This window comes from Gammaproteobacteria bacterium (assembly GCA_041395445.1).
GTDB lineage: Bacteria > Pseudomonadota > Gammaproteobacteria > Xanthomonadales > Marinicellaceae > NORP309.
Genome location: JAWLAO010000005.1, coordinates 75998 through 102614 on the forward strand (window position 1 = coordinate 75998; position 26617 = coordinate 102614).

At 37.8% G+C, this 26617-nt stretch carries 24 protein-coding genes and 6 pseudogenes; 16 read left to right on the plus strand and 14 right to left on the minus strand.

Annotated features, from left to right (window positions below; genetic code table 11):
• Position 1: 1 nt before the first annotated feature.
• From kdsC to R3F25_09545, 5 genes are all read right to left on the minus strand, one after another.
• Positions 2–532 (minus strand): 3-deoxy-manno-octulosonate-8-phosphatase KdsC, encoded by a 531-nt coding sequence (gene kdsC, locus R3F25_09525; protein ID MEZ5497056.1) that lies wholly within the window; start codon positions 530–532, stop codon positions 2–4.
• Entirely contained in the window at positions 532–1518 is a 987-nt protein-coding gene (locus R3F25_09530; GenBank protein ID MEZ5497057.1) for a KpsF/GutQ family sugar-phosphate isomerase, read from the minus strand. Before R3F25_09530 ends, kdsC begins: the two co-directional genes overlap by 1 nt.
• Positions 1515–1748, minus strand: coding sequence for a hypothetical protein (locus R3F25_09535; GenBank protein MEZ5497058.1), 234 nt, complete (start codon positions 1746–1748; stop codon positions 1515–1517). Before R3F25_09535 ends, R3F25_09530 begins: the two co-directional genes overlap by 4 nt.
• Positions 1741–2064 (minus strand): hypothetical protein, encoded by a 324-nt coding sequence (locus R3F25_09540; protein ID MEZ5497059.1) that lies wholly within the window; start codon positions 2062–2064, stop codon positions 1741–1743. The genes R3F25_09535 and R3F25_09540 overlap by 8 nt, the downstream gene beginning before the upstream one ends.
• 80 nt (positions 2065–2144) lie before the next feature.
• On the minus strand, positions 2145–2495 hold the full coding sequence (locus R3F25_09545) for a hypothetical protein (protein MEZ5497060.1): 351 nt from the start codon (positions 2493–2495) through the stop codon (positions 2145–2147).
• Positions 2496–2627: 132 nt separating this feature from the next.
• On the opposite strand from R3F25_09545, the gene R3F25_09550 reads away from it, so the two are divergent.
• From R3F25_09550 to R3F25_09575, 6 genes and pseudogenes are all read left to right on the plus strand, one after another.
• Positions 2628–2867, plus strand: a complete 240-nt coding sequence (locus tag R3F25_09550; protein ID MEZ5497061.1) for a BolA family protein — start codon at positions 2628–2630, stop codon at positions 2865–2867.
• 3 nt (positions 2868–2870) lie between these two features.
• Positions 2871–4128: pseudogene (gene murA / locus R3F25_09555) on the plus strand (UDP-N-acetylglucosamine 1-carboxyvinyltransferase).
• 157 nt (positions 4129–4285) lie between these two features.
• Positions 4286–5227, plus strand: a complete 942-nt coding sequence (locus R3F25_09560; GenBank protein MEZ5497062.1) for an HlyD family efflux transporter periplasmic adaptor subunit — start codon at positions 4286–4288, stop codon at positions 5225–5227.
• The gene (locus tag R3F25_09565; protein ID MEZ5497063.1) at positions 5224–6186 is read left to right on the plus strand and encodes an ABC transporter ATP-binding protein; all 963 of its coding nucleotides are present in this window, start codon (positions 5224–5226) and stop codon (positions 6184–6186) included. Before R3F25_09560 ends, R3F25_09565 begins: the two co-directional genes overlap by 4 nt.
• A 1-nt stretch (position 6187) precedes the next feature.
• A pseudogene (locus R3F25_09570) lies at positions 6188–7325 on the plus strand (ABC transporter permease).
• Positions 7326–7423: 98 nt separating this feature from the next.
• Complete coding sequence (locus R3F25_09575) at positions 7424–7864, plus strand: hypothetical protein (protein MEZ5497064.1); 441 nt, start codon at positions 7424–7426, stop codon at positions 7862–7864.
• Here R3F25_09575 and R3F25_09580 read toward each other — a convergent pair.
• Both R3F25_09580 and R3F25_09585 read right to left on the minus strand, forming a co-directional pair.
• Positions 7851–8648 carry a CHAP domain-containing protein gene (locus tag R3F25_09580; protein MEZ5497065.1) on the minus strand — a complete coding sequence of 266 codons (798 nt, stop codon included), beginning with the start codon at positions 8646–8648 and terminating at the stop codon, positions 7851–7853. The two genes, R3F25_09575 and R3F25_09580, sit on opposite strands and share 14 nt — an antisense overlap.
• Before the next feature lie 3 nt (positions 8649–8651).
• Entirely contained in the window at positions 8652–9428 is a 777-nt protein-coding gene (locus tag R3F25_09585) for an enoyl-CoA hydratase-related protein (protein ID MEZ5497066.1), read from the minus strand.
• A 140-nt stretch (positions 9429–9568) separates the two neighbouring features.
• Between R3F25_09585 and R3F25_09590 the strand changes: the two genes are divergently transcribed.
• The 4 genes from R3F25_09590 to R3F25_09605 are packed head-to-tail and all read left to right on the plus strand — an operon-like array spanning position 9569 to position 13264.
• Positions 9569–10285, plus strand: a complete 717-nt coding sequence (locus R3F25_09590; GenBank protein ID MEZ5497067.1) for an FKBP-type peptidyl-prolyl cis-trans isomerase — start codon at positions 9569–9571, stop codon at positions 10283–10285.
• Positions 10286–10338: 53 nt separating this feature from the next.
• Entirely contained in the window at positions 10339–10935 is a 597-nt protein-coding gene (locus tag R3F25_09595; GenBank protein ID MEZ5497068.1) for a CoA pyrophosphatase, read from the plus strand.
• A 33-nt stretch (positions 10936–10968) separates the two neighbouring features.
• The gene (gene miaB / locus R3F25_09600) at positions 10969–12300 is read left to right on the plus strand and encodes a tRNA (N6-isopentenyl adenosine(37)-C2)-methylthiotransferase MiaB (GenBank protein ID MEZ5497069.1); all 1332 of its coding nucleotides are present in this window, start codon (positions 10969–10971) and stop codon (positions 12298–12300) included.
• Positions 12293–13264 (plus strand): PhoH family protein, encoded by a 972-nt coding sequence (locus tag R3F25_09605; protein ID MEZ5497070.1) that lies wholly within the window; start codon positions 12293–12295, stop codon positions 13262–13264. The genes miaB and R3F25_09605 overlap by 8 nt, the downstream gene beginning before the upstream one ends.
• 66 nt (positions 13265–13330) lie before the next feature.
• Here R3F25_09605 and R3F25_09610 read toward each other — a convergent pair whose 3' ends face one another.
• The 3 genes and pseudogenes from R3F25_09610 to R3F25_09620 all read right to left on the minus strand — a co-directional run bounded on the left by R3F25_09610 (position 13331) and on the right by R3F25_09620 (position 14737).
• Complete coding sequence (locus R3F25_09610; protein MEZ5497071.1) at positions 13331–13510, minus strand: hypothetical protein; 180 nt, start codon at positions 13508–13510, stop codon at positions 13331–13333.
• A pseudogene (locus tag R3F25_09615) lies at positions 13503–14407 on the minus strand (IS3 family transposase). The gene R3F25_09610 and the pseudogene R3F25_09615 overlap by 8 nt, the downstream one beginning before the upstream one ends.
• A gap of 60 nt (positions 14408–14467) precedes the next feature.
• Positions 14468–14737, minus strand: a pseudogene (locus R3F25_09620) (cation acetate symporter).
• 12 nt (positions 14738–14749) lie between these two features.
• Between R3F25_09620 and R3F25_09625 the strand changes: the two are divergent.
• The 3 genes from R3F25_09625 to R3F25_09635 are packed head-to-tail and all read left to right on the plus strand — an operon-like array spanning position 14750 to position 17991.
• Positions 14750–15040, plus strand: coding sequence for a hypothetical protein (locus R3F25_09625; GenBank protein ID MEZ5497072.1), 291 nt, complete (start codon positions 14750–14752; stop codon positions 15038–15040).
• A 3-nt stretch (positions 15041–15043) separates the two neighbouring features.
• Complete coding sequence (locus R3F25_09630) at positions 15044–15769, plus strand: ATP-binding protein (GenBank protein MEZ5497073.1); 726 nt, start codon at positions 15044–15046, stop codon at positions 15767–15769.
• Between the two features lie 35 nt (positions 15770–15804).
• Positions 15805–17991 (plus strand): mechanosensitive ion channel, encoded by a 2187-nt coding sequence (locus R3F25_09635; protein MEZ5497074.1) that lies wholly within the window; start codon positions 15805–15807, stop codon positions 17989–17991.
• A 32-nt stretch (positions 17992–18023) separates the two neighbouring features.
• Here the strand turns inward: R3F25_09635 and R3F25_09640 are convergent.
• From R3F25_09640 to R3F25_09655, 4 genes and pseudogenes are all read right to left on the minus strand, one after another.
• Positions 18024–18674, minus strand: a pseudogene (locus R3F25_09640) (response regulator transcription factor).
• Between the two features lie 20 nt (positions 18675–18694).
• Positions 18695–20636: pseudogene (gene acs, locus R3F25_09645) on the minus strand (acetate--CoA ligase).
• A gap of 651 nt (positions 20637–21287) precedes the next feature.
• Entirely contained in the window at positions 21288–21674 is a 387-nt protein-coding gene (locus R3F25_09650) for a transposase (GenBank protein ID MEZ5497075.1), read from the minus strand.
• 302 nt (positions 21675–21976) lie between these two features.
• Entirely contained in the window at positions 21977–22765 is a 789-nt protein-coding gene (locus tag R3F25_09655; protein MEZ5497076.1) for a phytanoyl-CoA dioxygenase family protein, read from the minus strand.
• Positions 22766–22840: 75 nt separating this feature from the next.
• Here R3F25_09655 and R3F25_09660 point away from each other — a divergent pair, with 75 nt between their 5' ends.
• The 3 genes from R3F25_09660 (at position 22841) to csrA (ending at position 26569) form a co-directional block, all read left to right on the plus strand.
• Entirely contained in the window at positions 22841–23539 is a 699-nt protein-coding gene (locus R3F25_09660) for a YjjG family noncanonical pyrimidine nucleotidase (GenBank protein MEZ5497077.1), read from the plus strand.
• A gap of 81 nt (positions 23540–23620) precedes the next feature.
• Entirely contained in the window at positions 23621–26239 is a 2619-nt protein-coding gene (gene alaS, locus R3F25_09665; GenBank protein ID MEZ5497078.1) for an alanine--tRNA ligase, read from the plus strand.
• Between the two features lie 129 nt (positions 26240–26368).
• On the plus strand, positions 26369–26569 hold the full coding sequence (gene csrA / locus R3F25_09670) for a carbon storage regulator CsrA (GenBank protein MEZ5497079.1): 201 nt from the start codon (positions 26369–26371) through the stop codon (positions 26567–26569).
• Positions 26570–26617 lie beyond the last annotated feature (48 nt).

The window sequence follows — 26617 nt, forward strand, 5'->3', positions numbered from 1 at the left end:
ACTATTGATGCAAAATCGAAAAATCATCAATTTTATCTTGTGCGGTTAATAACAGGTCGCATACCTCTCGTCCGGCTCCATGTCCACCTTTGTTTTTGGTGATTAATTTGGCAACTGATTTTGCCGAGTCATGAGCATCGGCAACTGCAATTGGCAGAATACATTGTTTCATAATTGGTAAATCAATCACATCATCTCCGACATAGGCAACTTGGGTATGATCGAGTTTGAGTGCATCAAGCAAGTTGTGATATGTTTCCAGTTTGTTCATTCGACCTTGGTAAACGTGATTAATTCCCAGATTTTTCATTCGATTCGCCACAATTGAAGAGGTTCTTCCGGTAATAATTGCGACAGTTATATCTGTTTTGGCTAGCCAGGATAAACCCAAACCGTCTTTAACATTGAATTTTTTAATTTCACGACCTTCATCGGTAAAATAAATTCCTCCGTCGGTCAATACACCGTCAACATCGAAAATGACCAGTTTAATATCTTTTGCAATGTTTAAAATTTCCTGAGAGTATTCCATTAAACAACTCCGGCTTTGAGTAAATCATGAATGTTTAATGCGCCAATAAGATGGTTTGCGTCGTCAATCACTAATAAGCTATGGATGTTGTATTGTTCCATAAGTTGTGCTGCAGATACTGCTAAACTATTAGATTTAATGGTAACAGGATTGAGTGTTGCTACTTCTTCAATATTGGTATTTTGAATGTCAACTTGCTCATCAAAGGCACGGCGTAAATCTCCATCAGTGAATATTCCCTTGACTTTGTTTTCGCCATCAACGATAGCCGTCATTCCCAGATGTTTTTTGGTGATTTCAAAGAGTGCTTCTTTGATATTTGTACCGACATTTACTTTTGGAATTTCATCCCCGGTTCTCATTAAATCATCGATCTTAAGCAAGAGTCTTTTGCCTAAAGAACCTGCCGGATGTGAACGTGCAAAATCTTCTTCGGTAAAACCTCTAAGCTTGAGCAAAGTGACTGCTAAAGCATCTCCAAGAACAAGAGTTGTGGTTGTGCTTGTTGTCGGCGCCAACCCCAGAGGACAAGCCTCTTCGCCAACCGCAATTGATAGATGTACATCTGATAATTTAGCTAAAGTTGATTCCGGGTTTCCTGTTATTGCAATGGTTGGAACTGCCATACGCTTGATAACCGGAAGTATACTTAAAATTTCATCGGTTTCACCGGAATTTGAAACACAAATAATTGTATCATTTTTGGTAATCATCCCTAAATCACCGTGGCTGGCTTCACCTGGATGAACTGAAAAGGCCGGTGTTCCGGTTGACGCTAAAGTCGCTGAAATTTTATTGCCGATATGGCCGGATTTACCCATGCCAATCACAATCACATGCCCTTGGCAGTTCAGCAATAAACCAATGGCTTGTATAAAGTCCTCACCAAATTGTAATTGGAGTTTGTCCAGAGCATTTTTTTCTGTTGAGACAACCTGTCGGGCGAGTTCAAGTATCTCAGTTTGGACTTCTGTTTTATCTATCATGCAACTGATCTCATATACAACCAAACCATATAAGCTAAATAACTGGCAACGAATAAATACCCATAGAAACGAGGAATTGGTTTGTTCTTGGATACATAGACCATGGATAATACCAGCAATGCGAAAGTTAAATCAAGCATTACCAGATATTCAGTTTGTAGAAAATCCGCCGGCATTTCGTATGATTTGATGGTCGCACTGATACCTAAGACACCAAGCAAATTAAACATATTTGAGCCGAGTATATTTCCATAAAGCCAAATCGTGTTCGTTCTTACGCATACATGCAATGGTTGCAGAAAGTTCAGGCAATGACGTTCCCAATGCAACGATAGTTAAGCCGATTGCCACATCAGACATCCCCATAATTTTTGCAATAATCGTTGCACCGTCAACAATAAGCATGGATGCAACCGGTAGCATGATGATACCAAAAGCCAACCATAACAAAGCAGCTGTTTTTGATACATCTTGCGGAATTTCTGCTTCAAATTCTTTCTGAAGAATATCTTTTTCTTTCGATTGTTTTAAACCCAGCCAAGCCATCCAAACTTGTCATCGAAAGCATAGATGCGCTAAAAGAATAATACCATCCATACGGCTTTGTTCACCATCCCACATCAGTATCAATACAAATAAAGACACAGCCAATAGGATTGGAAGTTCAAGCGTTTAATGGTCGCTGATGCAATTAAAAGTGGTGTTACGGCTATTCCGACACCTAAGACCAGAGCAATATTTGCAATATTTGAACCGACTGCATTTCCTAATGCCAATCCGGGATTTCCTTTCATTGCAGCAATGGCAGAAACCACCATTTCGGGCGCAGAGGTTCCAAAGCCAATGATAATCAGCCCAACAACCATACTGGAAACCCCAAGGTAACCGGCCGTGGCAGCTGCACCAAGTATGAATTTATCAGCAGAGTAAATTAAAAGGATAAGCCCAAATACCAGATAGGCTATTGCTTCAATCATTAAAACACACCATAAAAATTAAATTTTCGCTATTCCAACCGGCCATTATAAAATATAATGTGGGGCTTTTGAAACAAGAATCAATCTTATCTGGCATTTAAGCATAAGAATGTTCGAACGACGGAATTATTCATGGAACCATCACAAATTGAAGAACTAATCGCAGCACATATTGAATGTGACTATGTCAAAGTAGAAAGCAATGATAACAGGCATTATCAAGCAGTTATCGTTTCAAAAGAGTTTGAAGGAAAAATAAAAATCAGTCGTCATCGTTTGGTTTATTCAGCATTGGGCGATTCCATGCAAAATACCATTCATGCTTTCAGCTTTCAGGCTTATACTCCTGAAGAGTACGATAAAATCGCTTAAATCATGGAAAAAATAGTCATCAAAGGTGGAAAAGCACTCAATGGAACTGTAACGGCATCAGGCGCAAAGAACGCCGTTTTGCCAATAATTGCCGCCAGTATAGTTGGATCAGGAACTTCAATAATTAAAAATGTACCGCATCTTGAAGATGTAACCACCATGAATGAATTGCTCATTCAGATGGGCGTGGATTTAACGATAAACGACACAACCAACATCGAAATTTGTGCTGATCATATTTCCAATCCAAAAGCACCTTATGATTGTAAAAACCATGAGAGCATCAATTTTGGCTCTTGGTCCTTTGCTAACTAAATATGGCAGAGCCGAGGTTTCTCTACCCGGAGGTTGCGCAATCGGTGCCCGACCGGTGGATATTCATTTGAAAGGGCTAGAGGCAATGGGTGCCGAAATTCATGTGGAAAACGGCTATATCATTGCTAAAGCTGACCGCTTGAAAGGTTGTCAATACTATATGGATAAAGTGACGGTTACCGGTACGGAAAATTTGCTAATTGCCGCAACTTTGGCTGAAGGTGAAACTATTCTTGAAAACTGTGCAACAGAACCTGAAGTGGTTGATTTGACAAAATATCTCATCAATATGGGAGCAAAAATTGAAGGTATAGGGACGTCGGTTTTGAAAATCACCGGTGTTGATAAACTTTATGGTTGTGAACATGTAGTTATACCTGACCGGATTGAAATTGGCACGTTTTTAGTTGCAGCAGCAGCTACCGGTGGCAAAGTTACAGTAAATAAGGTGGTTCCTCATGATTTGGAATCTGTTCTTATAAAACTTCGTGAGTCCGGTGCAGAAGTTACTGTTACAGAAGACTCAGTTTCTTTGAATATGCATGGTAAACGCCCTAAACCGGTAAACATCAACACCGCTCCTCATCCCGCATTTCCAACCGATATGCAAGCACAGTTTTGCAGTTTGAATGCAATCGCATCAGGCTATTCGATTGTGACTGAGAATTTATTTGAAAATCGTTTTATGCACATTAACGAATTGGTTCGGATGGGAGCAGATATAACCGTTTCCCATAATCAGGCGGTTATTCATGGCGTTGAAAAATTGAATGGAGCACCAACTACTGCAACAGATCTAAGAGCATCGGCAAGTCTGGTTATTGCCGGTTTGGTCGCTGAAGGTGTATCTGAAATTTATGATATTCACTTTATCGATCGTGGCTATGAGGTGATTGAGGAAAAGCTCAGCCAACTCGGTGCAGATATTAAAAGAGTTTCGTATTAACTTTCTATTTTTACAACATTAACTCCTTATTCTTTCAATGATACTTAATTGTTTCATTTGCTGATTACAAAATAAGTATTCCTATTTGAAAGTTGCGATTCTTCGATATAACAAGGATAATGGCGGATATCTATTGAAACTTGGAAAATTTCGTAATATGAAATCCACATTATTTTTAATTCTCATTTTGTTGCTAGTTTCATGCCAGAAACAACAGAGCGAAGACAAAATTATCACAGGTTATATAGAAGAGGAACTGCGTTTAATTGCTTCTCCACAATCAGGTTGGATTATTGAAAATGATATTGTGGAGGGAGATAGAATTCAGCCGGGGCAACTATTGTTTCGATTGGATAATGAAAACCAAGTCAATGAAGTTAAAACCCTTGAAAAAAACCTGGAAGCAGCAAAAGCTTCAATCAATGATATGCAAAAAGGTGCTCGTCCTGATGAATTGAAAAGTATGAATGCCCAATTACAGGAAGCCCAATCGCGTTTTGAACTGGCTCAAAATGAGTTGGTTCGTGCGGAAAAATTATTTAAAAAGGGACTTTTAGATCAATCTAAACTGGATACTGCCAAATCAAATAAAGAAGTAATTGCAGCTCAAATAAAATCTTTGCAGAGTAAACTCAATCTAGCGCAATTAGGAGCAAGGTCAGATCAAATAATACAAGCGCAAGCTCAAGCTGAAGCGATAGTCTCGCAATTGAGTATTGCCAAATACAATTTGTCTCAACGTGATGTTTACAGTGGTATAAGCGGAGTTGTTAAAGAAGTGTTGTACCATAAGGGTGAGTATGTTCAACCATCATCGATAGTTCTTAAGCTGCAACTTCCGGAACTGAATAAAGTGAGATTCTACATTCCGCAATCAGAGCTTGTTAATGTAAGTTTGAATCAAAAAATATCTGTTTCAGCCGATGGAATGAGCCAGCCGGTTGAAGCAAGAATCAGTTACATTTCGGAATCTGTTGAATTCACTCCTCCTGTTATTTATAGTAATGAGTCCAGAGATAAACTGGTGTTTTTAGTTGAGGCTCGTTTGTCAGCAGAATCTTCATTGCATGCCGGTTTGCCGGTGGATATTAAACTGTGAGCGAAGATTTTCATGATAGCAACCCTCTGGCAATTGATGTCAAAGGGTTGGTCAAAGACTTCAATGGCAAGATTGTTGTTAATGGAGTTGATATCAAAATGCCACTTGGACAAGTTTGGGGGTTTCTGGGTCCGAATGGTTCGGGTAAAACAACCACAATTCGTATGCTTTGTGGATTATTGAAGCCGACTGCCGGTTCAGGAAGTTGTTTGGGCTTCGATATAATTAATGAATCCGATAAAATTAAAAAATTAACCGGTTACATGACTCAAAAGTTTTCCTTTTGGAAGGATTTAACCATTCGGGAGAATCTTGAGTTTGTAGGTCGTCTGTACAATAGCAAAAATCTCAAACAATTAGTCGATGAAACACTGGAATCGTTAGGACTTCAACATCGGCAATCACAACTTGCAGGAAACTTATCCGGTGGCTGGAAGCAACGAATGGCTTTGGCAGCAGTCACCATGCATTCTCCCAAGTTATTGTTATTGGATGAGCCTACAGCAGGAGTTGACCCTTTGGCGAGGCGTGAGTTCTGGGATCAGATACATAATTTGTCAAATAAAGGTTTAACAGTACTGGTTTCAACGCATTACATGGATGAAGCGGAACGATGTGATCAAATTGTCTATCTGGCTCATGGGAATCTCATTACTCAGGGATCGGTTCGGGATGTGATTAAGGAGTCCGGACTTGTTACCTACAAAGGTCAGGGTGAAAATATTCGTCAGTTAGCTCCATATTTCAAAAATATTTCCGGAATCGAACATGTAGCATATTTTGGAAATGCTTTGCACATTAGTAGCCCTGATTCTAATGAGCTTGAACAAGCAATCAAAAACAGCCAAAAATCGTATTCTGAATCATTAAATATTCATTGGGAAAAAATTGAACCTAGTCTTGAAGATACGTTTATATCGTTAATGCTGAAATCCGGTACAGATCAGAGGAAGTATTGATATGGAGGTTTTGAACAAATTCAGACACATTAGTGCGATTCTCCGTAAGGAGTTTATTCAAATGTCGCGTGATAAAATGACATTCGCCATGATGCTTGTGATTCCGCTAATGCAACTGATTTTATTTGGTTTTGCAATTAACACCGACCCTAAAAACTTACCAACAGCAATTTATTCAGAAGAATCAACACCTTTTGTACGAAGTGTTATCAGTGGCTTTGAGGCATCGGGTTATTATGATGTGAAGTATAAATCTTCAAGTCCTGCTGAAAATTCACAATTATTGGAAGAAGGTGAAGTTGCCTTTGCCATTCATATCCCTGCCGGATTTTCTGCTAATTTAATCAAAGGTTTACGACCGCAAATCCTGCTGGAGGCAGATGCATCAGACCCCGCAGCAGCTTCAAATGCGGTAGCTGGAGCAGAACTCAGATTGTCAATCAGGCTATAAGACATGATTTAAAAGGAAGTTTGAATTTATTGATTCAAAAACCGACCCCGGTCGAAGTTGTTGTTCATCGTCTATATAATCCCGAAGGCAAATCTCAATATAACATTGTCCCGGGGCTATTGGGTGTTATTCTGACAATGACTCTGGTTATGATTACTTCAATGGCAATGACCCGTGAGGCTGAAACCGGGACATTAGAGAATTTGCTTGCAATGCCGGTGAAACCTGTTGAAGTGATGATTGGTAAAATTATTCCTTATGTGGTTATCGGTATCGTCCAAACAGTTGTCATATTATTGGCTGCTCACTACGTTTTCGCTGTCCCGTTTGTAGGAAATATGTTGAGTTTAATCATTGTTGTTATTATTTTCATATTAACTAATCTAACACTTGGTTTTACTTTTTCAACGGTTGCAAGAACTCAAATGCAAGCCATGCAGTTGACATTTTTCTTCTTTCTGCCATCAATACTACTATCAGGATTATGTTTCCGTTTCGTGGAATGCCAATCTGGGCACAAACTATCGGTGAAATTTTACCATTGACTCATTTTTTAAGAATTATCCGCGGAATCATGCTGAAAGGTAGTGGAATATTCCAGTATCCACAGGATGTGATGGCATTATTGGCTTTTACATTTGTTGTTGGAATCATCGCAGTTAAAAGATATCGCCAAACTTTAGACTAATTGAATCTAAAATTATTGAGAATGATTCCTTTTTAGATTATATACTCTAAAAAATCATCTTAGGATTAATCACAAGTGTTAATAAAGAGGGTGGTGCTATGAAACGCTTAGGATTGATATTTTTATCAACTTTTTTACTTTCTGATTGCAGTTATCTTGAAAGTTCGGGAGACGTTTTTATCTCGCCGTTAAATGCTATTCAACTGACATCTGAATCAGAGTCCAATTCACAGATTGGCGAATTCCAAATGCAGGTAAAGTCAATTGATAATTTTCAACGAATGACATTTCTTAATTCTGAGTTGGATTCAAAAGATCAGCGGAATTTAACAATTGCAATCAGACCGCGAGCCGTTCAGCAATTAACTAAAAAATACGGTGATAAACTGCAAGAGCAATTGCTGAATAGTGAAATCAAAGTTAGCGGAGAAGCAAAACGCCAAAAAATCTGGGTTTTGCATAAAAATTCAAACACAGGGCAATATTATTACCAGACAAAGGTGTTTGTAAAATCGGCTGATCAGATTAGTTTTTTGTAGTTTTTCCGGTCGTTTGCGGATAAATCCAACCGGATATCAGACCTCCGGAAGTGTTTTCAGACATTCCCGGTTCGATGTCAAGGACTTGGTAATAACCGTTGGTTTTGAAAAGACTGATTTTGCGGGAATAGGATTCCGGATTTTGCCAGAGTTTGTTGTTGTAATTTTCTTCCGCGAGAGCAATCCATCCTTGTTGTTCATCGACATCAACGACAACTGCAACATGGCCGTGACGCCAAAGCGGGTTGTTTCTATCCGGATAATAAACCAACAAGTCTCCTTTCTTGGGTGCAATTTTAGCTGTTCCGTTAATTGAACGAGCGAGTGGAAAGTTTTCATTGGTTCTAATACTTTTGCCTTCTTCGAGATAAATGATTTCATGAGCGCTATCAATACTGCCGAAAGTAATACCATAGTTAATCATCCACCAACGCCTTGCATATTCGACACATTGGTAAACTAATCCTATGTAATGCAAATTATCATCTTTTGGGTTTTCAGCATGAATAGTGACTTCATTTGTATTCAGATTAAGAAATGAAAACTCAGGATGTATGCATTGTGACTGACAATTTGAATAGGCTTTTACACCCTGAGATTCTCCTAATACTGTTCCAAAATCATTGACACAATTGTTACTGCACATTTGCTTACCTTGCTCGAACATGGACTGGCTTTGTTCGGTTGTAAATGGTTCAGGTTTGTCGATTAATCCATAACCATCGGTTGCAATACTCTGTGCCAATAATGAAGTTGAAAACAGAATCAGGAGTGATAACTTCATTTTTTATTTCCCATTAAAATTTGCTTTTCTTTTTTCCAAAAACGCCTGAGTTCCTTCTTTCATATCTTCGGTTGCGCAAGTTACAGCAAAGGCCTTGGCTTCATAATCCAAACCTTCCGGTAATGAGCATTCAGCACCGTGATTGATTGAATCAATGATACACTGCATTGCAATTGGAGCAGAATAGGTTAGTTGTTTTGCCATTTTTTCAACAGTTTCAGCCAATTCGTTTTGTGGTACAACCAAATTAACCAAGCCAATTTCATAAGCTCTTTGAGCATTAATCATATTGCCAAGCAAGTTCATTTCCAAGGCTCTGCCTTTGCCAACTAAACGCACCAACCTTTGAGTTCCTCCAAATCCCGGAATCACACCGAGTTTGATTTCCGGTTGTCCGAACATTGCACTCTCAGAAGCGACACGAATATGGCAGGACATAGCAAGTTCACAACCACCACCTAAGGCAAAGCCATTAACGGCAGCGATTACCGGTTTGCCTGATTGTTCGATGGTATTCATTACTTTTTGACCATAACTGGCAAACTTCATCCCAGTGACGGCATTGGCTTTAGCGAGTTCGGAAATATCGGCTCCGGCTATAAATGACTTTTCTCCACTACCGGTGATTATTATTGCAGCAACATTCTCATCAGTTTGAGCGTTGTTGATTGCTTCTTCAATTTCTTTTAAGGTTTTTTGGTTGAGAGCATTGAGTTTCTCAGGCCTGTTGACAGTTAATGTTAAGATATTGTTATTTGTTTCTAAAAGGATGTTTTCCATTATTTGAAGTCTCAATTATTTAACCGTCATATTGTATCAATTATTGAACTGAATAGCTGTATTTATGTCTATAGGAGTTGTGAATATTCGTGCTGTAGCATAGAATACGCAACTTCAAAAATTATCAACATCGAGGAAAAATGATGAATTTTAAAATTTTATTAGCTGTATTGATGGTGATTTTTGCCGGTTTGGCAAAGTCTCAAAATGCAGAACCAACTTTTGATAAAAAGAAAGCCAGTTATGCGATCGGCTATCGTATGGGAATTGAATTTACCGGCAGACAAGGATCTGAATTTGAATTGGATGTTGAAGAAGCAATCAAAGGTATCAGAGACTCAGCAGCGAAAAAAGACCCTGCAGTTTCAAAAGAGGATATGGTGCTGAATGTTCAAGGATATGAAAAGAAAATGCAGATGAAACAAATGGAGATGTACAAAAAACTAGCGGATGAGAACAAAAAGCGTAGCGATGGATTTTTAGCAGAAAATCGCAAGAAAAAAGGCATTAAAGAGCTTCCATCAGGGGTTCAGTACAGAGTAATCGAAGATGGTGTTGGTAATCACCCAACGATGGATAGCGAAGTCACAATTCACTACAGAGGTTCACTCATTGGCACTGAAGATGTAAATAACTATCAGGAATTTGACAGTACATTCATCAGAGGCGAACCAAGAACGCTGAAAGTAAGTGAAGGCTTAAAAGGTTGGCAGGAAATTTTACCTTTAATGAGACCGGGCGGAAAATGGCAAGTTTATATTCCACCTGAGTTGGGATTCGGTATCAGAGGGCAAAGTCCAATTGGTCCAAATGAAGTTTTAGTTTTTGACATCACTTTGTTGAGTATCAATAAATAAGAACCACCTAGAATTGATTCATACGGGGCGGATTATTCATGCCCCGTTTTTTTATGTTAAAACCAGAAAATAAACAGAACCTCTATCAGAACTTGAAAGCCAGATTAAAAACGGATTTGATTCCGACAGAAATTTGGCAGGCTTCAGGGCATGATGAATTGCTTCCGGCAGCAGTATTAGTTCCGCTGTTCTGGAAAAATGATGAACTTCATATCCTGTTGACCAAAAGATCTGAGAGTTTAAAAAAGCATTCAGGACAAGTGAGCTTCCCCGGTGGCCGGTTTGAAAAAGAAGATTTGACAATCAGACAGGCCGCAATCAGAGAAACTAGAGAAGAAATTGGTATTGCTGAGGAGTATATTAATGTGGTTGGATATCTGGATGATGTGCAGACAGCTTCAGGTTTTTATGTCACACCCTTTGTCGCTGTTTTGGATGATAATTTTTCAATAACAAGAAACACAAGCGAAGTTTCTGAAGTTTTTTCAGTTCCATTTCAATACTTTGCTGAGGAAAGTAATCGCAGTAAACATACAGCGAAATATAAAGGACAAAATGTGAATTACTATGTATATCCACATCAAAAGCATACAATTTGGGGCGTTACCGCAGAAATTATCGTAAAATTAGTCGATAAAATCATTGAATAGAAGTATTTATATTAAGCAACAATGACAGCAAAAATCAAAGGAAAACTATTTATTAAAACTCATGGCTGCCAGATGAATGAATATGATTCATCTAAAATGCATGATGTTTTACATGATACTCATGAGCTCACTTTAACTGAGAACGAAGATGAAGCGGATGTTATATTGCTGAACACTTGTTCAATTCGAGAAAAAGCACAAGAAAAGGTTTTTTCACAACTAGGCAGGTGGAGAAAACTTAAAGACAAAAATCCGAACCTCATCATTGGGGTGGGCGGATGTGTTGCTTCACAGGAAGGTGAGAATATTTTAAAAAGAGCTCCGTATGTAGATATGGTTTTCGGACCACAAACACTTCACAGATTGCCCAAGATGCTTGATGCGGTACAGTCTGAACATAAAGCTCAACTCGATATTAGTTTTCCCGAAATTGAAAAATTTGATAACCTCCCTGAACCGAAAAAGGAAGGAGCTTCGGCTTTTGTTTCAATCATGGAAGGTTGCAGTAAATATTGTACATTTTGCGTGGTTCCATACACGCGCGGAGAAGAAGTTTCCAGACCATTGGACAGTGTATTGGCAGAAGTGATGGAACTTTCATTACAAGGTGTTAAAGAAATTAATTTACTGGGACAAAACGTAAATGCCTATCGAGGTACAACTCATGATGGAGAGGTTGCAGATTTAGCGGATTTGATTCATTATGTAGCAGCAATTGACGGAGTGGAAAGAATACGTTTCACGACATCACATCCTGTTGAATTTACCGATGCTTTGATTGAGGCTTATGCTCATGAGCCTAAATTAGCCAATTACCTGCACTTGCCGGTACAAAGCGGATCAGACAGAATTTTATCTGCCATGAAACGCGGCCACACCGCCTTGGAATATAAACAAAAAATTCGCAAACTCAGAGAAGTTCGTCCCGATATTAGTTTGTCATCCGATTTTATTGTTGGATTTCCCGGTGAAACGGATAAGGATTTTGCTGCAACCATGAAATTGATTAATGACATTAAGTTTGATCAGAGTTACAGTTTTATTTATTCCAAACGCCCCGGAACTCCGGCAGCTAACATTGAAGATGAAGTCCCAATGTCGGTCAAGAAAGAAAGATTGCAAATTTTGCAGGAAACTATTAACGGATTTGCCGCTGAAATTTCACAACAAATGGTCGGAACAATTCAAAGAGTTTTGGTCGAGGGAGTTTCCAAGAAAGATCCTAAACAACTGGCTGCAAGAACTGAAAATAACAGAGTTGTTAACTTCGATGGTAATCCACGTTTGATTGGCAGTATGATAGATTTGGAAATCACCGAGGCTTATCGCAACTCATTACAAGGAAAAATAATAATTAATGACTGAAGTCCAAAATAAGATTAAAACAATTGAAATCGAAGATGTGAACAATGGTGTTCTTGCCAATTTATACGGATTTCAGGATGAACATTTAAAACTTCTGGCAAAAAAAACTCAAACCAAGATAAATGCACGAGGAAATCACCTGCAAATCGAAGGTGAAGAAGAAAACATTTCTGTCGTTGAAAATTGCCTTCAATTAATGTTGGATGAAGCTGTTAATGAGTCCCTAAATCCTGAAATGGTCCATATTATTGTTCAGGGAAACTATAAAAATACACAAACTGAAAAAGACTCTCAGGCCGATTTTTCTGAAGTGACAATCCAAACCCGCAAAGGAGCAATAGTAGGGCGTTCGCTGAATCAAAAACTCTATCTGCACAACATCGTTACGCATGATATTAATTTCGGAATTGGTCCAGCCGGAACAGGAAAAACCTATCTGGCTGTTGCCTGTGCTGTAGATGCAATATTGAACCAGCAAGTTCAAAGAATTATTCTCGTCAGACCAGCAGTGGAAGCAGGGGAAAGGCTTGGTTTTTTACCCGGTGATTTATCCGAAAAAGTCGATCCTTATCTTCGCCCTCTCTATGACGCATTGTATGAAATGTTGGGTGTTGAAAAAGTTGAAAGAATGCTGGAGAAAAACATTATTGAAGTCGCACCGCTAGCATTTATGCGTGGACGTACTTTAAACAATGCATTTGTCATTTTGGATGAAGCTCAGAATACAACAATTGAACAGATGAAAATGTTTTTAACCCGAACCGGATTCGGTACAACTGTGGTTGTTACGGGAGATGTCACTCAGGTTGATTTAAAACCCGGACAAACTTCGGGTTTAAAACATGCTATTGAAGTTCTGAAAGAAGTTCATGATATTAGTTTTAGCTGGTTTGAATCGAAAGATGTGGTGCGACACAATTTGGTTCAAAAAATCATTAATGCCTATGAGGCTTTTCCAAAATAAACTTGATAACCTTTAAAATAAGAAAAGCCTGCACCATTCGATGCAGGCTTTTGAACATAGAAGCGACTATACTTCTTTAGGGATTCTGATGGATTCAACCAAATCCTGAATTTCCTGCGGTGGTTCATCGGTGACTTTGCTGACGACTAAAGCAACCACAAAGTTAAAAATCATTCCTAATGAGCCTATGCCCTCAGGGGAAATTCCAAACCACCAGTTATCGGCATTGTTTAATTCCAAATGCATTCTGAATTGGTTTTCCAGGCTGAATAAAGCCCAACTTTACTCCTGTTTGTTGTTGCCAGTAATACATGGTCTTGCATGTAAATTCTGTGCCGTTATCACATGTTATCTGATTCGGTTTCTTTCTCTGATCAATCAGTCTGTCTAAAAAATCCGCTACTTGACGGCCATTTATTGAGAATGAAACCAGCTGACCGATAACCTGACGAGAATAATCATCTATTACATTAAGTACCCTGAACCGTCTTCCATTTGCCAGTTGATCACTGACAAAATCCATAGACCATCTCATATCCACTGATGAAGGCACCACCATTGGCAACCTTGGCCGAACCAGTTTTTTTCGTTTTCGTGTCCGTACTTGCAAGCCAAGCTCTTTGTATATACGATAAGTCCGCTTGCGATTGCAAACCAAACCCTCTGTTTTTAGAATACTGTGTAAAAACAAATAGCCATAACTGGGATGCCTTTTAGCTAATTCCAGCAAACGTAATCTGATACTTTTATCCTTGTCAGATTTATGATGATATCTGAAACCGCTCCGACTGATGCCTGCCAATTTACATGATGACCTTTCACTAAGATGAAAGGTTTTCTTCATGTGTTTGGCTATCTGCCTTTTACCAGCAGGCTTTACCACTTTTTTGAGAGAACATCCCTCATTGCTTCATTCTCAAGAAGCTTTTCAGCCAGTAGCTTTTTCAATTTAGCATTTTCATGTTCCAATTCTTTGAGCCTTTTGGCTTCTGAAACTTCCAATCCCGCATACTTGCTTCGCCAGTTGTAGAAAGTGCCGTTGGAAATTCCAAGCTGGCGACAGATGTCATCAACCTTTACTCCGGATTCATGCTGTTTAATAGCTCTGATTATTTGTTCTTCTGTAAATCGTTTTTTCTTCATTTTGAGATTTCCTGCGTTGTAGTTTAATTGGAAATCTCATCCTTGTCATGGTTCTTTTTTAAGGTCAGGAACGGTGAAGAATCGAACAATTACATGAGGTAAACCGGCTGTTCCAACCATTAAAGCAGCAGTTATGAATAACAAGTCTGTTGTACTTTTGGAGCCCGCAGTGAAAGCATTAAATCCTAACATTGTGACAATTTCATCAAGTTTTGCCAGTAAAGAAATATCCTGACCTACTAGATTACTACCAAATGCCAGTTGTGGAATAGGATTGCCGGTAATTTGAACTGAGATAAATATTGCCGGAACCATATAAGCAAAAATCAACTGTTTTGTTCATTGCTTTCTGAGAAAAGTGATGAACTCCCCGAAGATATACGTTCGACAGTGAATGATTTGGATCACTCGCTCAGATCTGCCGAAAATTTGCTTGGTGCTTTGCTTGATATTGCAAAGATTGATGCCGGAGGTATCAGTATTGATAAAAGTAATGTTTCAATTAATCAACTCTTTGAGTATCTAACAAATCAGTACAAATCATTAGCAGCGAAAAAAGGTTTGAAATTCAAGGTTCGCAGTAATGACTTTTTTACTTTCTCAGATAAAAAATTGTTACACCGAGTTTTGTAGAATCTGACTAATAACGCCCTGAAATACACAGAAAAAGGCGGAGTGTTACTGACTTGCAGAAAACAAAAAGAATCGCTGGAAATTTATGTGATTGATACAGGTTCCGGATTAAATAATGACGAAAAAGAATTGATATTTAAGGATTTTTATCGTCTTGATAAACATGTTTCCAATAAGCAAGAACAAGGTCTTGGGTTAGGATTATCCATTGTTGACCGAATTATCAAGCAGCTTGGACATAATTTAACAATCCGCTCAATCCCTGGAAAAGGTTCATCTTTTAGACTGACAGTCCCAATGGTTACTCCTGAAATCATTCAGTTGGAAAACACCACTGTTACAACTGAAAAACAAACTCAGCAAGTTTCAAAAGCCAAAATTTTATGCATCGACAACGACGGTCGAATTCTTGAAGGCATGAATTTGCTGGTTTCCAATTGGGGTTATCCTATTCGATGTGCATTAGGCAGGACACAGGCTTATCAAATTTTAGATGATGGTTTTGCCCCTGAGATTTTATTGGTTGACTATCATCTTGATAACGAAACAGGGTTACAATTGATTGAAGACGTTTTTAAAAAATATCAATTTCAATGTCCTGTGATTGTGATAACAGCCAACAGAACTGAAGAGTTAAAGGCAGAAATAGAACAAGGAAATTTCTATTTATTGAACAAACCGATTAGGCCTGCTGTATTAAGAAGTATAATAAACAAACTGCAAATTTAATAGTCATAAAAATTGAGTATGCTAAAATAGTCAGAATGAAAAAAATAAACAACATTATTGTCATATTGATGATATCAGGATTCTTGTTATTTTTTACGAGTGTTTCATTTTCACAAATAAACTTAGCAGTCGGAAATGAGAACTCAGACGCTCCTGCTATTCCAATAGTAGAGAATTTGTCAGTCAAATGGTGGCAGTACTTTGAATCAGCGAATGATATAGAAGAAATTAATCATAAATTTGAGGAGTTCTTAGAAGGATTAAAAACCAGTGTAGCCCAAAATAATATTAATGAGTCAGAAGCAACAATTGAAAACATCAAAACTCTTTTTAATCAATATGTTAAACAAAGATATTCAGATATCACAGCTCCAACTGATGAGTCTTTTACAACTCAAGAAAAATACACAATTAAGGAACTGCTTGAATATAATAATCATATTTTAAAAATCAAAAAGCGTATTCATCAAACTGAAGAAGAAAAACAATCAATCAATGAAAATCTTCTGTCTGCGAATCAACAAATTGATCAACAAAAAATTAAATACTATGATTTATCAAACACCAATGAAGATAAGATTCAAGCAGGTCTCGAGTGGATAATACTTCGTATAAAGTTAGCCTTAGAAAATTTGAGATATTCACACATTGAAGAAAAAAACAAATATGACATCAATCAACTGGATTTCTTAAACACGAATGTGTCAAGCATGATTTCAAAGCTAGAAATCACTGAAAATGCAAAGCCCGATATTGATGTTCAAAAACTCACAGATAAATTAAAGAATCTTGAACAAAAGATAGATTTATTTAGTATTAAGCTCACAGAGAGCTTTGATGATAGTGATGAATCCCATATAAAAAAAGATATTATTAAACTGGATTTGGCATTATCTTTGATTGAGTCGAGTAAAACTCAAATGTTATTGCAAAGGAATCAACATATTGAGCTTCTAACCACCATGTATAATACTTCAAAAGTGGATTTATTAGAGGTCAGAAAGTATCTAACTGATTCTGATATCAAAGCAAAGGAAAATGAAAAAGCGATCGCAGAATGGCAAAAATTGGCTCTGAATATGTTGTTGTTATCTATTTCTGAGCAAGGAAATAAAACCCCTAAAAAGATTTTGCAATTGGATAAATCAAAGAGAGAGAAAGCACAACAAGTTATCAAAGACTTGGAAAGTCTAAAATCCAATAATCAAGAGAATCTATTTATCCTTGGTTTGATTAATAACAAACTGAAAGAAGTTGATACCGGATTTACCAAGACCTGGTCATTGATAAAAGATTTTATCACATCGTCGAAAGATAATATTGTCAGTTTTATATATAAACCAATCTTCACCATCAATGAATATCCTGTCACATTGCTTCCATTAATTAAGTTGCTATTGATTATTTTTGTTGCATATATCATTTCAAAAATAGTGACATTTTTTATTCACAGAATTGAAAAGCGACTGAAGATTGACCGAATGAATGATCGCTCGTCAATTTATCTAATGCATAGGTTGTTGAATTATCTCATTATTTTGATTTCTGTGATTACCGGATTCAGTGTGCTTGGAATTAATCTTGGCAATATTACTTTGATTGCAGGTGCATTGTCGGTTGGTATTGGTTTTGGTTTACAAAATCTGGTGAGTAACTTTGTATCAGGTTTAACAATCATGTTTGAAAGAACTTTGAGTGTCGGAGACTATATTGAGGTTGATGGACAAACCACAGGGGTTGTTAGAGAAATACGGGCTCGTAGCACGAGGATAAATACCAATGATAACATTGATATCATTATTCCCAACTCGGACTTGGTGACCAACAAAATCATTAACTGGACGCTCAAAGAGTCCATTCGCAGGATTAAAATTTCATTTGGGGTTGCCTATGGTACAGATAAAGAATTAGTGAAAAAGGCAGCTTTGGAAGCGGCTGACAATGTTCAATACACTTTACATAATATTCACGGTAAAGAACCGGATGTCTGGTTGATGGAGTTTGGTGATAATAGTGTGAATTATTTGTTGTTAGTTTGGGTTGCCCACTATGGACTGAGACGACCGAACAGGATAAAAAACTATTATAACTGGGAATTGGATACCGCATTTAAAAAGTATGGAATTGAAATTCCTTTCCCTCAGCGAGATGTGCATCTGAATATTGTGAGAAAATCTAAAGAATCCAACACTGATTTTAAGAAAACCGAGAACGAAGAATGATTTTTACATGAATCGAATTAATACAGAATATTTTACTCAGCCAACTCAATTGAAGTTACTTTCATAACAGCCTGCGTTCTGTTGTTCACATTTAATTTTCGCATGATTGCTGTGACATGGGCTTTGACTGTAGCCTAGGTGATGTGCAAGTCATAAGCGATTTGTTTGTTGAGAAGACCTTGTTTAATCATTTGCAGAACTTTGTATTGTTGCGGTGTTAGTTCTGAAACAGCTTGAGTGATTTGTTTGATTTCTTCATTGTCAAGTGGAGAAGCAAAGTCGATTTCTTCAGGAAAAAACAAATTTTCTTCAAGAACTGAGCGAATCCCGGCTCGTATTGATTCAATATTTGCGGATTTACTGATATAGCCGAGTGCTCCAAAAGTCTTTGCCTGTCTGATGATTTCTGCTTTTTCAACCCCAGAAATCATGATGACAGGTATATTCGGATAATTCGATTGCATATAACTCAGAGAAGAAAAACCATCAGCTCCGGGCATGTTCAAATCTAAAATCAATAAGTCCGCTTCGTCGTTTTCTTTTACTTGTTTGCGTAGGTCATCGAGTGATTCGCATTCAATAATATCGCAATTTTCATAATCAGAAGTGATTGATTGTTTCAATGCAATTCTGAACATAGGATGGTCATCGGCGATTATTATTTTTTCAACATCGAAGAACATATTATTTATTCACAAAACAATTAACGATTCATGCGATTTTCAATCAAATGTTGCACCACTTCAGGTTCTGCCAATGTGGAAATATCACCGAGATTTTCATAATCATTAGCAGCAATTTTACGCAGAATTCTTCTCATAATTTTGCCGGATCGTGTTTTTGGAAGTCCCGGAGCCCATTGAATCTTATCCGGCGTTGCAATCGGACCGATTTCTTTTCGCACCCATTTAACCAGTTCAGTTCTTAACTCTTCAGTTTCAAAAGTTCCTTTATTCAGTGTGACATAAGCATAAATTCCTTGCCCTTTAATATCATGCGGATAGCCGACAACAGCGGCTTCGGCAACATCATGATGAGCCACTAAAGCGCTTTCAACTTCAGCAGTTCCCATGCGATGCCCTGAAACATTCAGAACATCATCAACACGTCCGGTAATCCATAAATAGCCGTCTTCATCTCGTTTTGCTCCATCGCCGGTGGTGTAGTAACCGGCAAACGCGGCAAAATAGGTTTGATAGAACCGGCCATGATCGCCGTAAACCGTACGCATTTGTCCCGGCCAGCTATCAGCAATCACCAGATTGCCTTCATTAGCACCATCCAGTGTTTTACCTTCATTGTCCAGTAACTTCGGTTGAATTCCAAAAAATGGTAAAGTTGCCGAGCCGGGTTTCAAGTCAATCGCGCAGGGCAGAGGAGTAATCATTATGCCGCCGGTTTCTGTTTGCCACCAAGTATCAACAATCGGACAACGCTCTTCACCAACAACTTCATAATACCATTTCCAAGCCTCCGGGTTGATAGGTTCGCCGACTGAACCAAGAATACGCAATGATTTCCTTGATGTCGCTTTGACCAAATCATCACCTTCTTTCATGATGGCTCTGATTGCTGTTGGTGCAGTGTAACAAATATTCACCTGATGTTTATCACAGACTTGCCAGAAACGACTGAAATTTGGATAGTTGGGAACACCTTCAAACATTAAAGTCGTTGCACCATTTGCAAGTGGTCCGTAAACCACATAGCTATGACCGGTAATCCAACCAACATCAGCAGTACACCAGTAAATATCACCGGGTTGATAATCAAAAACATATTGGAAAGTCATAGAAGCATAAACCAGATAACCACCTGTGGTATGCAAAACACCTTTTGGCTTGCCGGTTGAACCAGAAGTGTACAGAATGAATAACGGGTCTTCCGCATTCATAGGTTCCGGTTCGCAATCGCTCGTTACATCCTGGCAGAAACATCATGATACCAATGGTCATGATCTTTCCAGTTTACTTCCTCATCGGATGTTTTAATCACCAAAACCGACTCCAGATAATCTTTCACACCACTTTTTTCTGTCGCCTTATCGACATTTTTTTCAGCGGTATAACTTTGTTCCCACGTACTCCACGATCGGCGGTAATCACCAACTTGGATTTACAATCAATAATTCGATCACCCAAAGCATCCGGTGAAAAACCACCAAACACCACCGAATGAATCGCACCAATACGTGCACAAGCAAGCATCGCATAAGCCGCCTCAGGAATCATTGGCATGTACAACGTCACTCTGTCACCTTTGACGACGCCAAGTTTCTTGAATGTGTTTGCCATTTTACAAACTTCATCATAAAGTTTCTGGTATGAAATCTTATCAGAGACATCCGGATTATCGCCTTCCCAGATGATTGCCGTTTGATTCGCTTTATCTTTTAAATGTCTGTCAATGCAATTGTATGAAACATTCAATTCACCATCAGCATACCAGCGTATATGCAAATCGTCTTTGGCAAAAGAAACATCTTTAACTTCGGTATAAGGCTTAAACCAGGCCAGTCGCTGACCTTGCTCTTTCCAAAAGCCAACATTATCCTCAATGGATTGCTGGTACATGGTTTGATATTTTTGCTGATCACAATTGGTTCTTTCTTTACACTGTGGATTGATTGGATAAATTGATTTCATTTTTTCATTTCCTGTAAAAGTTTAATCATTACATCTTTGAATACTGTTTTCTATTATACTTTAGTTGAGGGGTTATTTTTAGATTTTTTTATTGCTCTTTATTGGTGTCATACGGAGCGAAGTGTGCGAAGCACACGAAGTCGAATGTATCTTTAATAATCGATATGTTATTCCCGATCATGTACCTGTCATCCTCGTGCTTGACACGGGGATCTAGTCATTTAATGTTCCTTTTTGCTCGTGCGAAAAAGGAACGCAAAAAGCACGCCCCGACATTTAGGCCTTCGGCTTCCTTCAATGCTCGATAATTTTGGCGTTTGCAAAAACTCACATTGCAAGCAATGTTCAAACACTTGCAAACTTATTTCCAAATTTACCTGCGCGTCTCAGCGAAATGTAAGGGGGGGATTATTCCTGTGATATACAATAACCTGTCATTTTTGTAAAAGTATAATATTACGATGACAAATCCTGTAGATACTGTCTTAAAGTTCAAGCATTATATCAAATTATTTGTCAGCTACAGAACAACCATGGGGCTCTGCCCCAAACCCCGAAGTATTTATAAAACAAAAGCAAGTTATGTTACAATGTTTATGTGGTACAGGCAGAAGTGCCAATGACCATAAACGGAAGCAAGGGCAAACTATTTTAGTTTGCCTTGCATTTTTTATAATTTGGATTAAATGCAGTTTCCGATTTCAAAACTCCATAAGAAAGAACTAGCAGCTTCCTCATTACAGCACAAATTGCTACTTTCTTGGGTTTACCTTTGTTTATCAATTTGTCATAAAAGTTGATAAGAATTGGATTGTATTTCTTAGCAACTATAGCTGGCATGTATAAAGATTTACGTAGTCGTTTATGACCCATTTTTGATAATCTAGAGACCTTCAGACTAGTACCAGAGTTTTCAATAAAAGGGTTGATACCTGCATAACTGGTTACTTGCCCAGATGTCGCAAATAAAGAAATATCACCAAGATATGCCAATATTGACCAAGCTGTTATTTCTCCAATTCCATCAATTGTAATCAATAGTTTTACCTGTTTTTTTAGAATCAAATCTTGATTGACACATTCTTTTATTGAGTTTTTAATGACCTTTATTTGTTTTTCAAAGTGCTTTATTGTTTGCTTTATGAATTTAACGGAGACTTTATCTAGGGTTGATTCTAAATGATTTGACGACGTACAGACCAAAATTGCTCTTTATTCTCAATGGATTCTGTGTAAACGGATAGATACTTCTGCATGATTCAAACTTAAATTTGTACGAATCCAAACAGACTAGCATAAAACCAACCGAAATCAATTAGACTTTAGCAGTATTTTTGTTGTTAATCTTGTGAAATAAGAATTTCTGGAAAATTTGTTGAATTACTTTCGGGTATCGGATAATTATCATCACTGTGAAAGGTGAAAACGGCTGAGTTTTTACTTTTTTGTGTTTTATTATTGCCGGCGGCATGAAAAATAGCAGCATGAAAAAACAATAAATCACCTTGTTTCATTTCGACATTTTGGGCTTTCTCAATCCATTGCATAGATTCTGGCAAATCTTCTCTGAGGAAAAGTCTTGCGTCTAATAGTTCTCTGGGTGTTTGCCATTGATGAGATTGTGGAATAACTTGCAAACAACCGTTTTCTGTAACTTCATCATCTAAAGGCAACCAGGTATTTATGAGATGATTATTGGCAAAATTCCAGTATCGAGTGTCTTTGTGCCAATGAGTTTCTGAGCTGAATTGTGGTTGTTTTGTCATCACGCAATTGTGATGAGATTGCACAAAAAAGATTTTTTCCGATTGAAATAAATCTTTCAAAACTTGTATAACCTTTTGATTATTAATCCAAATTTTAAAAACTTCATCACGCGAATAGGCGAGCTTCAATCGTCTGATAGTGTCACCGCCTTTTTCTTCCACAGTTTTGGGAGAACCCGGATAATTGACCTCTTGCTCCAATTCAAAAGGAGCGATGCGGTTTTTAAGATGTTGTTCTGTAGTTTCCTGAATTCGTTGAACGATTGTTTTATCAATAAAATTTCTTTTTATCAGATAACCGTTTTTTTTAAAAAAATCCCATTCAGATTGTGATAATATTTCCAGCTTGTTCAATATATTCATTGGATTAAAGTTGGCGTGAATTATAAGGTATTCGTACGATAAATTCTCAATAAATAAATGTTAATATGATTTTCCATGCATGAAAAAATAAAAAAATACCGTTGGTTGATATTTGATGCCGATAACACTTTGTTTGATTATAACGAAGCAGAAAAGTGCGCTTTGTTGAAAACACTGGATGATTTTGAAATTCAGTATCCACTTGAGACTATTATTGAGACTTATCATCGAATTAACCACCGACTTTGGATGCAGTTTGAAAAAGGTGAGATTAAATCTCAAAAAGAAATTAAACTCAAACGCACCACACAGCTTTTTGATGCTTTAGATGTAACCAGAGATGTGGAACAGTTTGCCGAAGATTATTTGTTTAATTTATCTCAAAACGGACAATTGTTTAGAAATGCGATGGAGGTCATTGATAAATTATCGAACAATCACCAAATGGTTATTATGACGAATGGTATGACAGCAGTGCAAAAACCGCGTTTTGCGGCATCTCCAATTACCAAATACTTCGAGCATGTGATTATTTCTGAAGAGATTAAGCACTCAAAGCCATCAAAAGAGATTTTTGATTATGCTTTTGGATTGATGAATTCGCCGGAAAAACACGAGGTTTTGATGATTGGTGATAATCTTGGCTCGGATGTTCAAGGTGGAATTAACTATGGGATTGATACTGTTTGGTTCAACTTGTATCAGCAGAAAGCAAAACACAAAGCCACCTATGAGGTCAGAAACTTGCGGGAGTTTATCGGCAAAGCGGAATAATTTGACAACATAATTGTTAAACCTTGTACATTGGCTTTATAAAATTTAAAATTCTCAAAAATTTATATTTTTCATTGAATTATGCTTACAACTTCTGAAATTAGAAAGAAATTTATCGATTACTTTGTTGCACATAAACATGCTGCTGTACCCAGCAGTTCGCTGGTTCCTGTTGATGATAATACCTTGCTTTTTGTTAATGCCGGCATGGTGCAGTTTAAAAATATGTTTCTGGGAGCGGAAAAGAGAGACTACAACCGCGCGGTGAGTTCACAAAGATGTGTCCGTGCCGGTGGCAAGCATAATGACCTTGATCAGGTGGGTTACACCGCAAGGCATCATACATTTTTTGAAATGTTGGGAAATTTCAGTTTTGGTGATTATTTCAAACAGGATGCGATACGATTTGCCTGGGAGTTTTTAACTAAGGAGTTGAAATTGCCGCAAGAAAAACTGATGGTGACAGTTTTTGAAGATGATGATGAAGCAGAAAAAATCTGGATGGAGGAAATCGGACTTCCAAAGGAAAAAGTTGTAAGAATAGGAGCCAAGGATAATTTCTGGCAAATGGGTGATACCGGCCCTTGTGGTCCTTGCTCAGAGATTTTCTACGATCATGGAGAACATATTGCCGGAGGCCCTCCGGGTTCACCGGATGAAGATGGCGATCGTTTTATCGAAATCTGGAATTTAGTCTTTATGCAATTTGATCGTCAAACCGATGGTTCTTTGGTTCCGTTACCGAAACCTTGTGTGGATACAGGCATGGGATTGGAGCGGGTGACGTCAATTTTACAGGGCAAACATAACAATTACGATATTGACTTATTTCAGCATATTATCAAATACATAGCAGAACTATTAAATGTAAAAGATTTATCCAGTCCATCGTTAAAAGTCATTGCTGATCACATTAGAACCTGTGCGTTTTTGATAAGTGATGGTGTGCTACCCGGAAACGAGGGTAGAGGATATGTGCTCAGACGCATTATTCGCCGAGCGATTCGTCATGGTTATAAACTTGGAGCAAATGAAACCTTTTTTTATAAGGTCGTCACTCCTTTGGTTGAAGTGATGGGTGATGCCTATCCTGAACTTAAAAATAATCAAAAACAGATTGAGTCGGCATTACAAAAAGAAGAATTACGCTTTGCTGAGACTCTGGAAACAGGAATGTCGTTGTTAACAAAAGCAATGGAGTCCATGAAAACGGATGTTATTTCAGGCGAAGTCGCATTTAAACTCTATGACACCTATGGTTTTCCGCTAGACCTTACTCAGGATGTTGCTCGGGAATCCGGTTTAAAAGTTGATGAAGACGGTTTCAATCAATGTATGCAGGAACAGAAAGATCGTTCTAAAGCATCCGGTGGCTTTGATCAAGGCAATCAGCTTCCAAGTGAATTGATAGCCAGTTTGTCAGCAACTGAATTTAGCGGTTATGAAAAACATGAAGACTCTGCGACTTTATTGGCAATCATTCAGGATGGAAAACAGGTTGAATCATTGTCTTCTGGTGAATCCGGTATTGTGATTTTAAATCAAACTCCTTTCTACGCAGAATCCGGCGGACAAATCGGTGATTCCGGTGAAATTATGACAAATTTTGGCAATTTTGAAGTTTCCGATACTCAAAAAGCTGCCGGTCAGTTCTTTTTACATATCGGAAAGATGTCAAAAGGTAAAGTATCGCAAGGGGATGATGTCGTCGCTCGAATTGATTCTCAGAAGCGCGGAAAAATTGTTCTTAATCACACGGCGACGCATTTGTTACACAAGGTATTGCGTGAACATTTAGGAAGTCATGTACAGCAGAAAGGTTCTATTGTATCGGATGATAAGCTGAGGTTTGACTTTTCGCACGGCGAAGCAATTAGCCCAGAGCAATTGCGTCAAATTGAAAGCGATGTTAATACTCATATTCGTGCCAATTATCAGGGTCAAACCAAGTTGATGAAATATGATGAAGCGGTTAAATATGGAGCGATGGCTTTATTTGGAGAGAAATATGGTGATGAAGTTCGTGTGCTGGATTTCGGTGGATATTCCATCGAACTTTGTGGTGGAACTCACGCTAAAAACACCGGTGAAATTGGTCTTTTTAAAATAGTCAGTGAGTCCTCAATTGCTGCGGGAATCAGAAGAATTGAAGCTGTGACCGGTATTGAGGCAATAAATTATTTGCAAAGTAATGATGAAAAATTAAATAATATCATAGCGTTAACACATTCTTCTCAACAGAATGTAACAACTAAGATTTCTGATATTCTGGATAAGAATAAAACTCTTGAGAAAAAACTTCAACAACTTGAGGTGAAGCTGGCAAGTACAGCAGCAAAAGATTTATGGTCGGAAGTTGAAGAGGAAAATAATAATAACTTCTTATTTAAAGTTCTTGAAAATTTTAAAGTTGAGAATCTTCGGTCTATCGTTGATGATTTTAAATCAAAATATTCTTCAGGTGTTGTTGTTTTAGCCAATCACAACGAAGATAAAGTTCAATTAATTTGCGCCGTAACATCTAATTTGGTGCAGTCAATCAAAGCCGGCGATATTATCAGAGAGATATCTGCACAGATTTCAGGCAAAGGGGGTGGAAGACCTGACTTTGCTCAGGGTGGTGGAGTGAGTGATTTAAAAAATCTTCAGCATGTCATGCAACAAAGTCGGAGTGAAGTAACAAACTTATTAAATATTTGATAAAATACTTCAAATTCCAATTAAAATGTAGTCTAATGCCTGTCCTAGATTTTATGGATAATCTCACAAAAATAAATATAATAATAATTCCCCAAGAGGAATAAAACAGGATACGTTTAGGAGATATTAATGTTAATTTTAACACGCCGTGTTGGTGAAACTTTAATGATTGGTGACGATGTCACAGTAACTGTACTTGGTGTAAAAGGAAACCAGGTAAGAATAGGAATCAATGCCCCCAAGGAAATTGCTGTTCACAGGGAAGAAATCTATGAGCGTATCAGAAATGAGCAAGGAGATGATTCTGAAGAAAATTTAGGGAACGAATAACTAATTCACTTTTTTATATTTGAAAGTTGCTTTGTAAATGAAGCATTG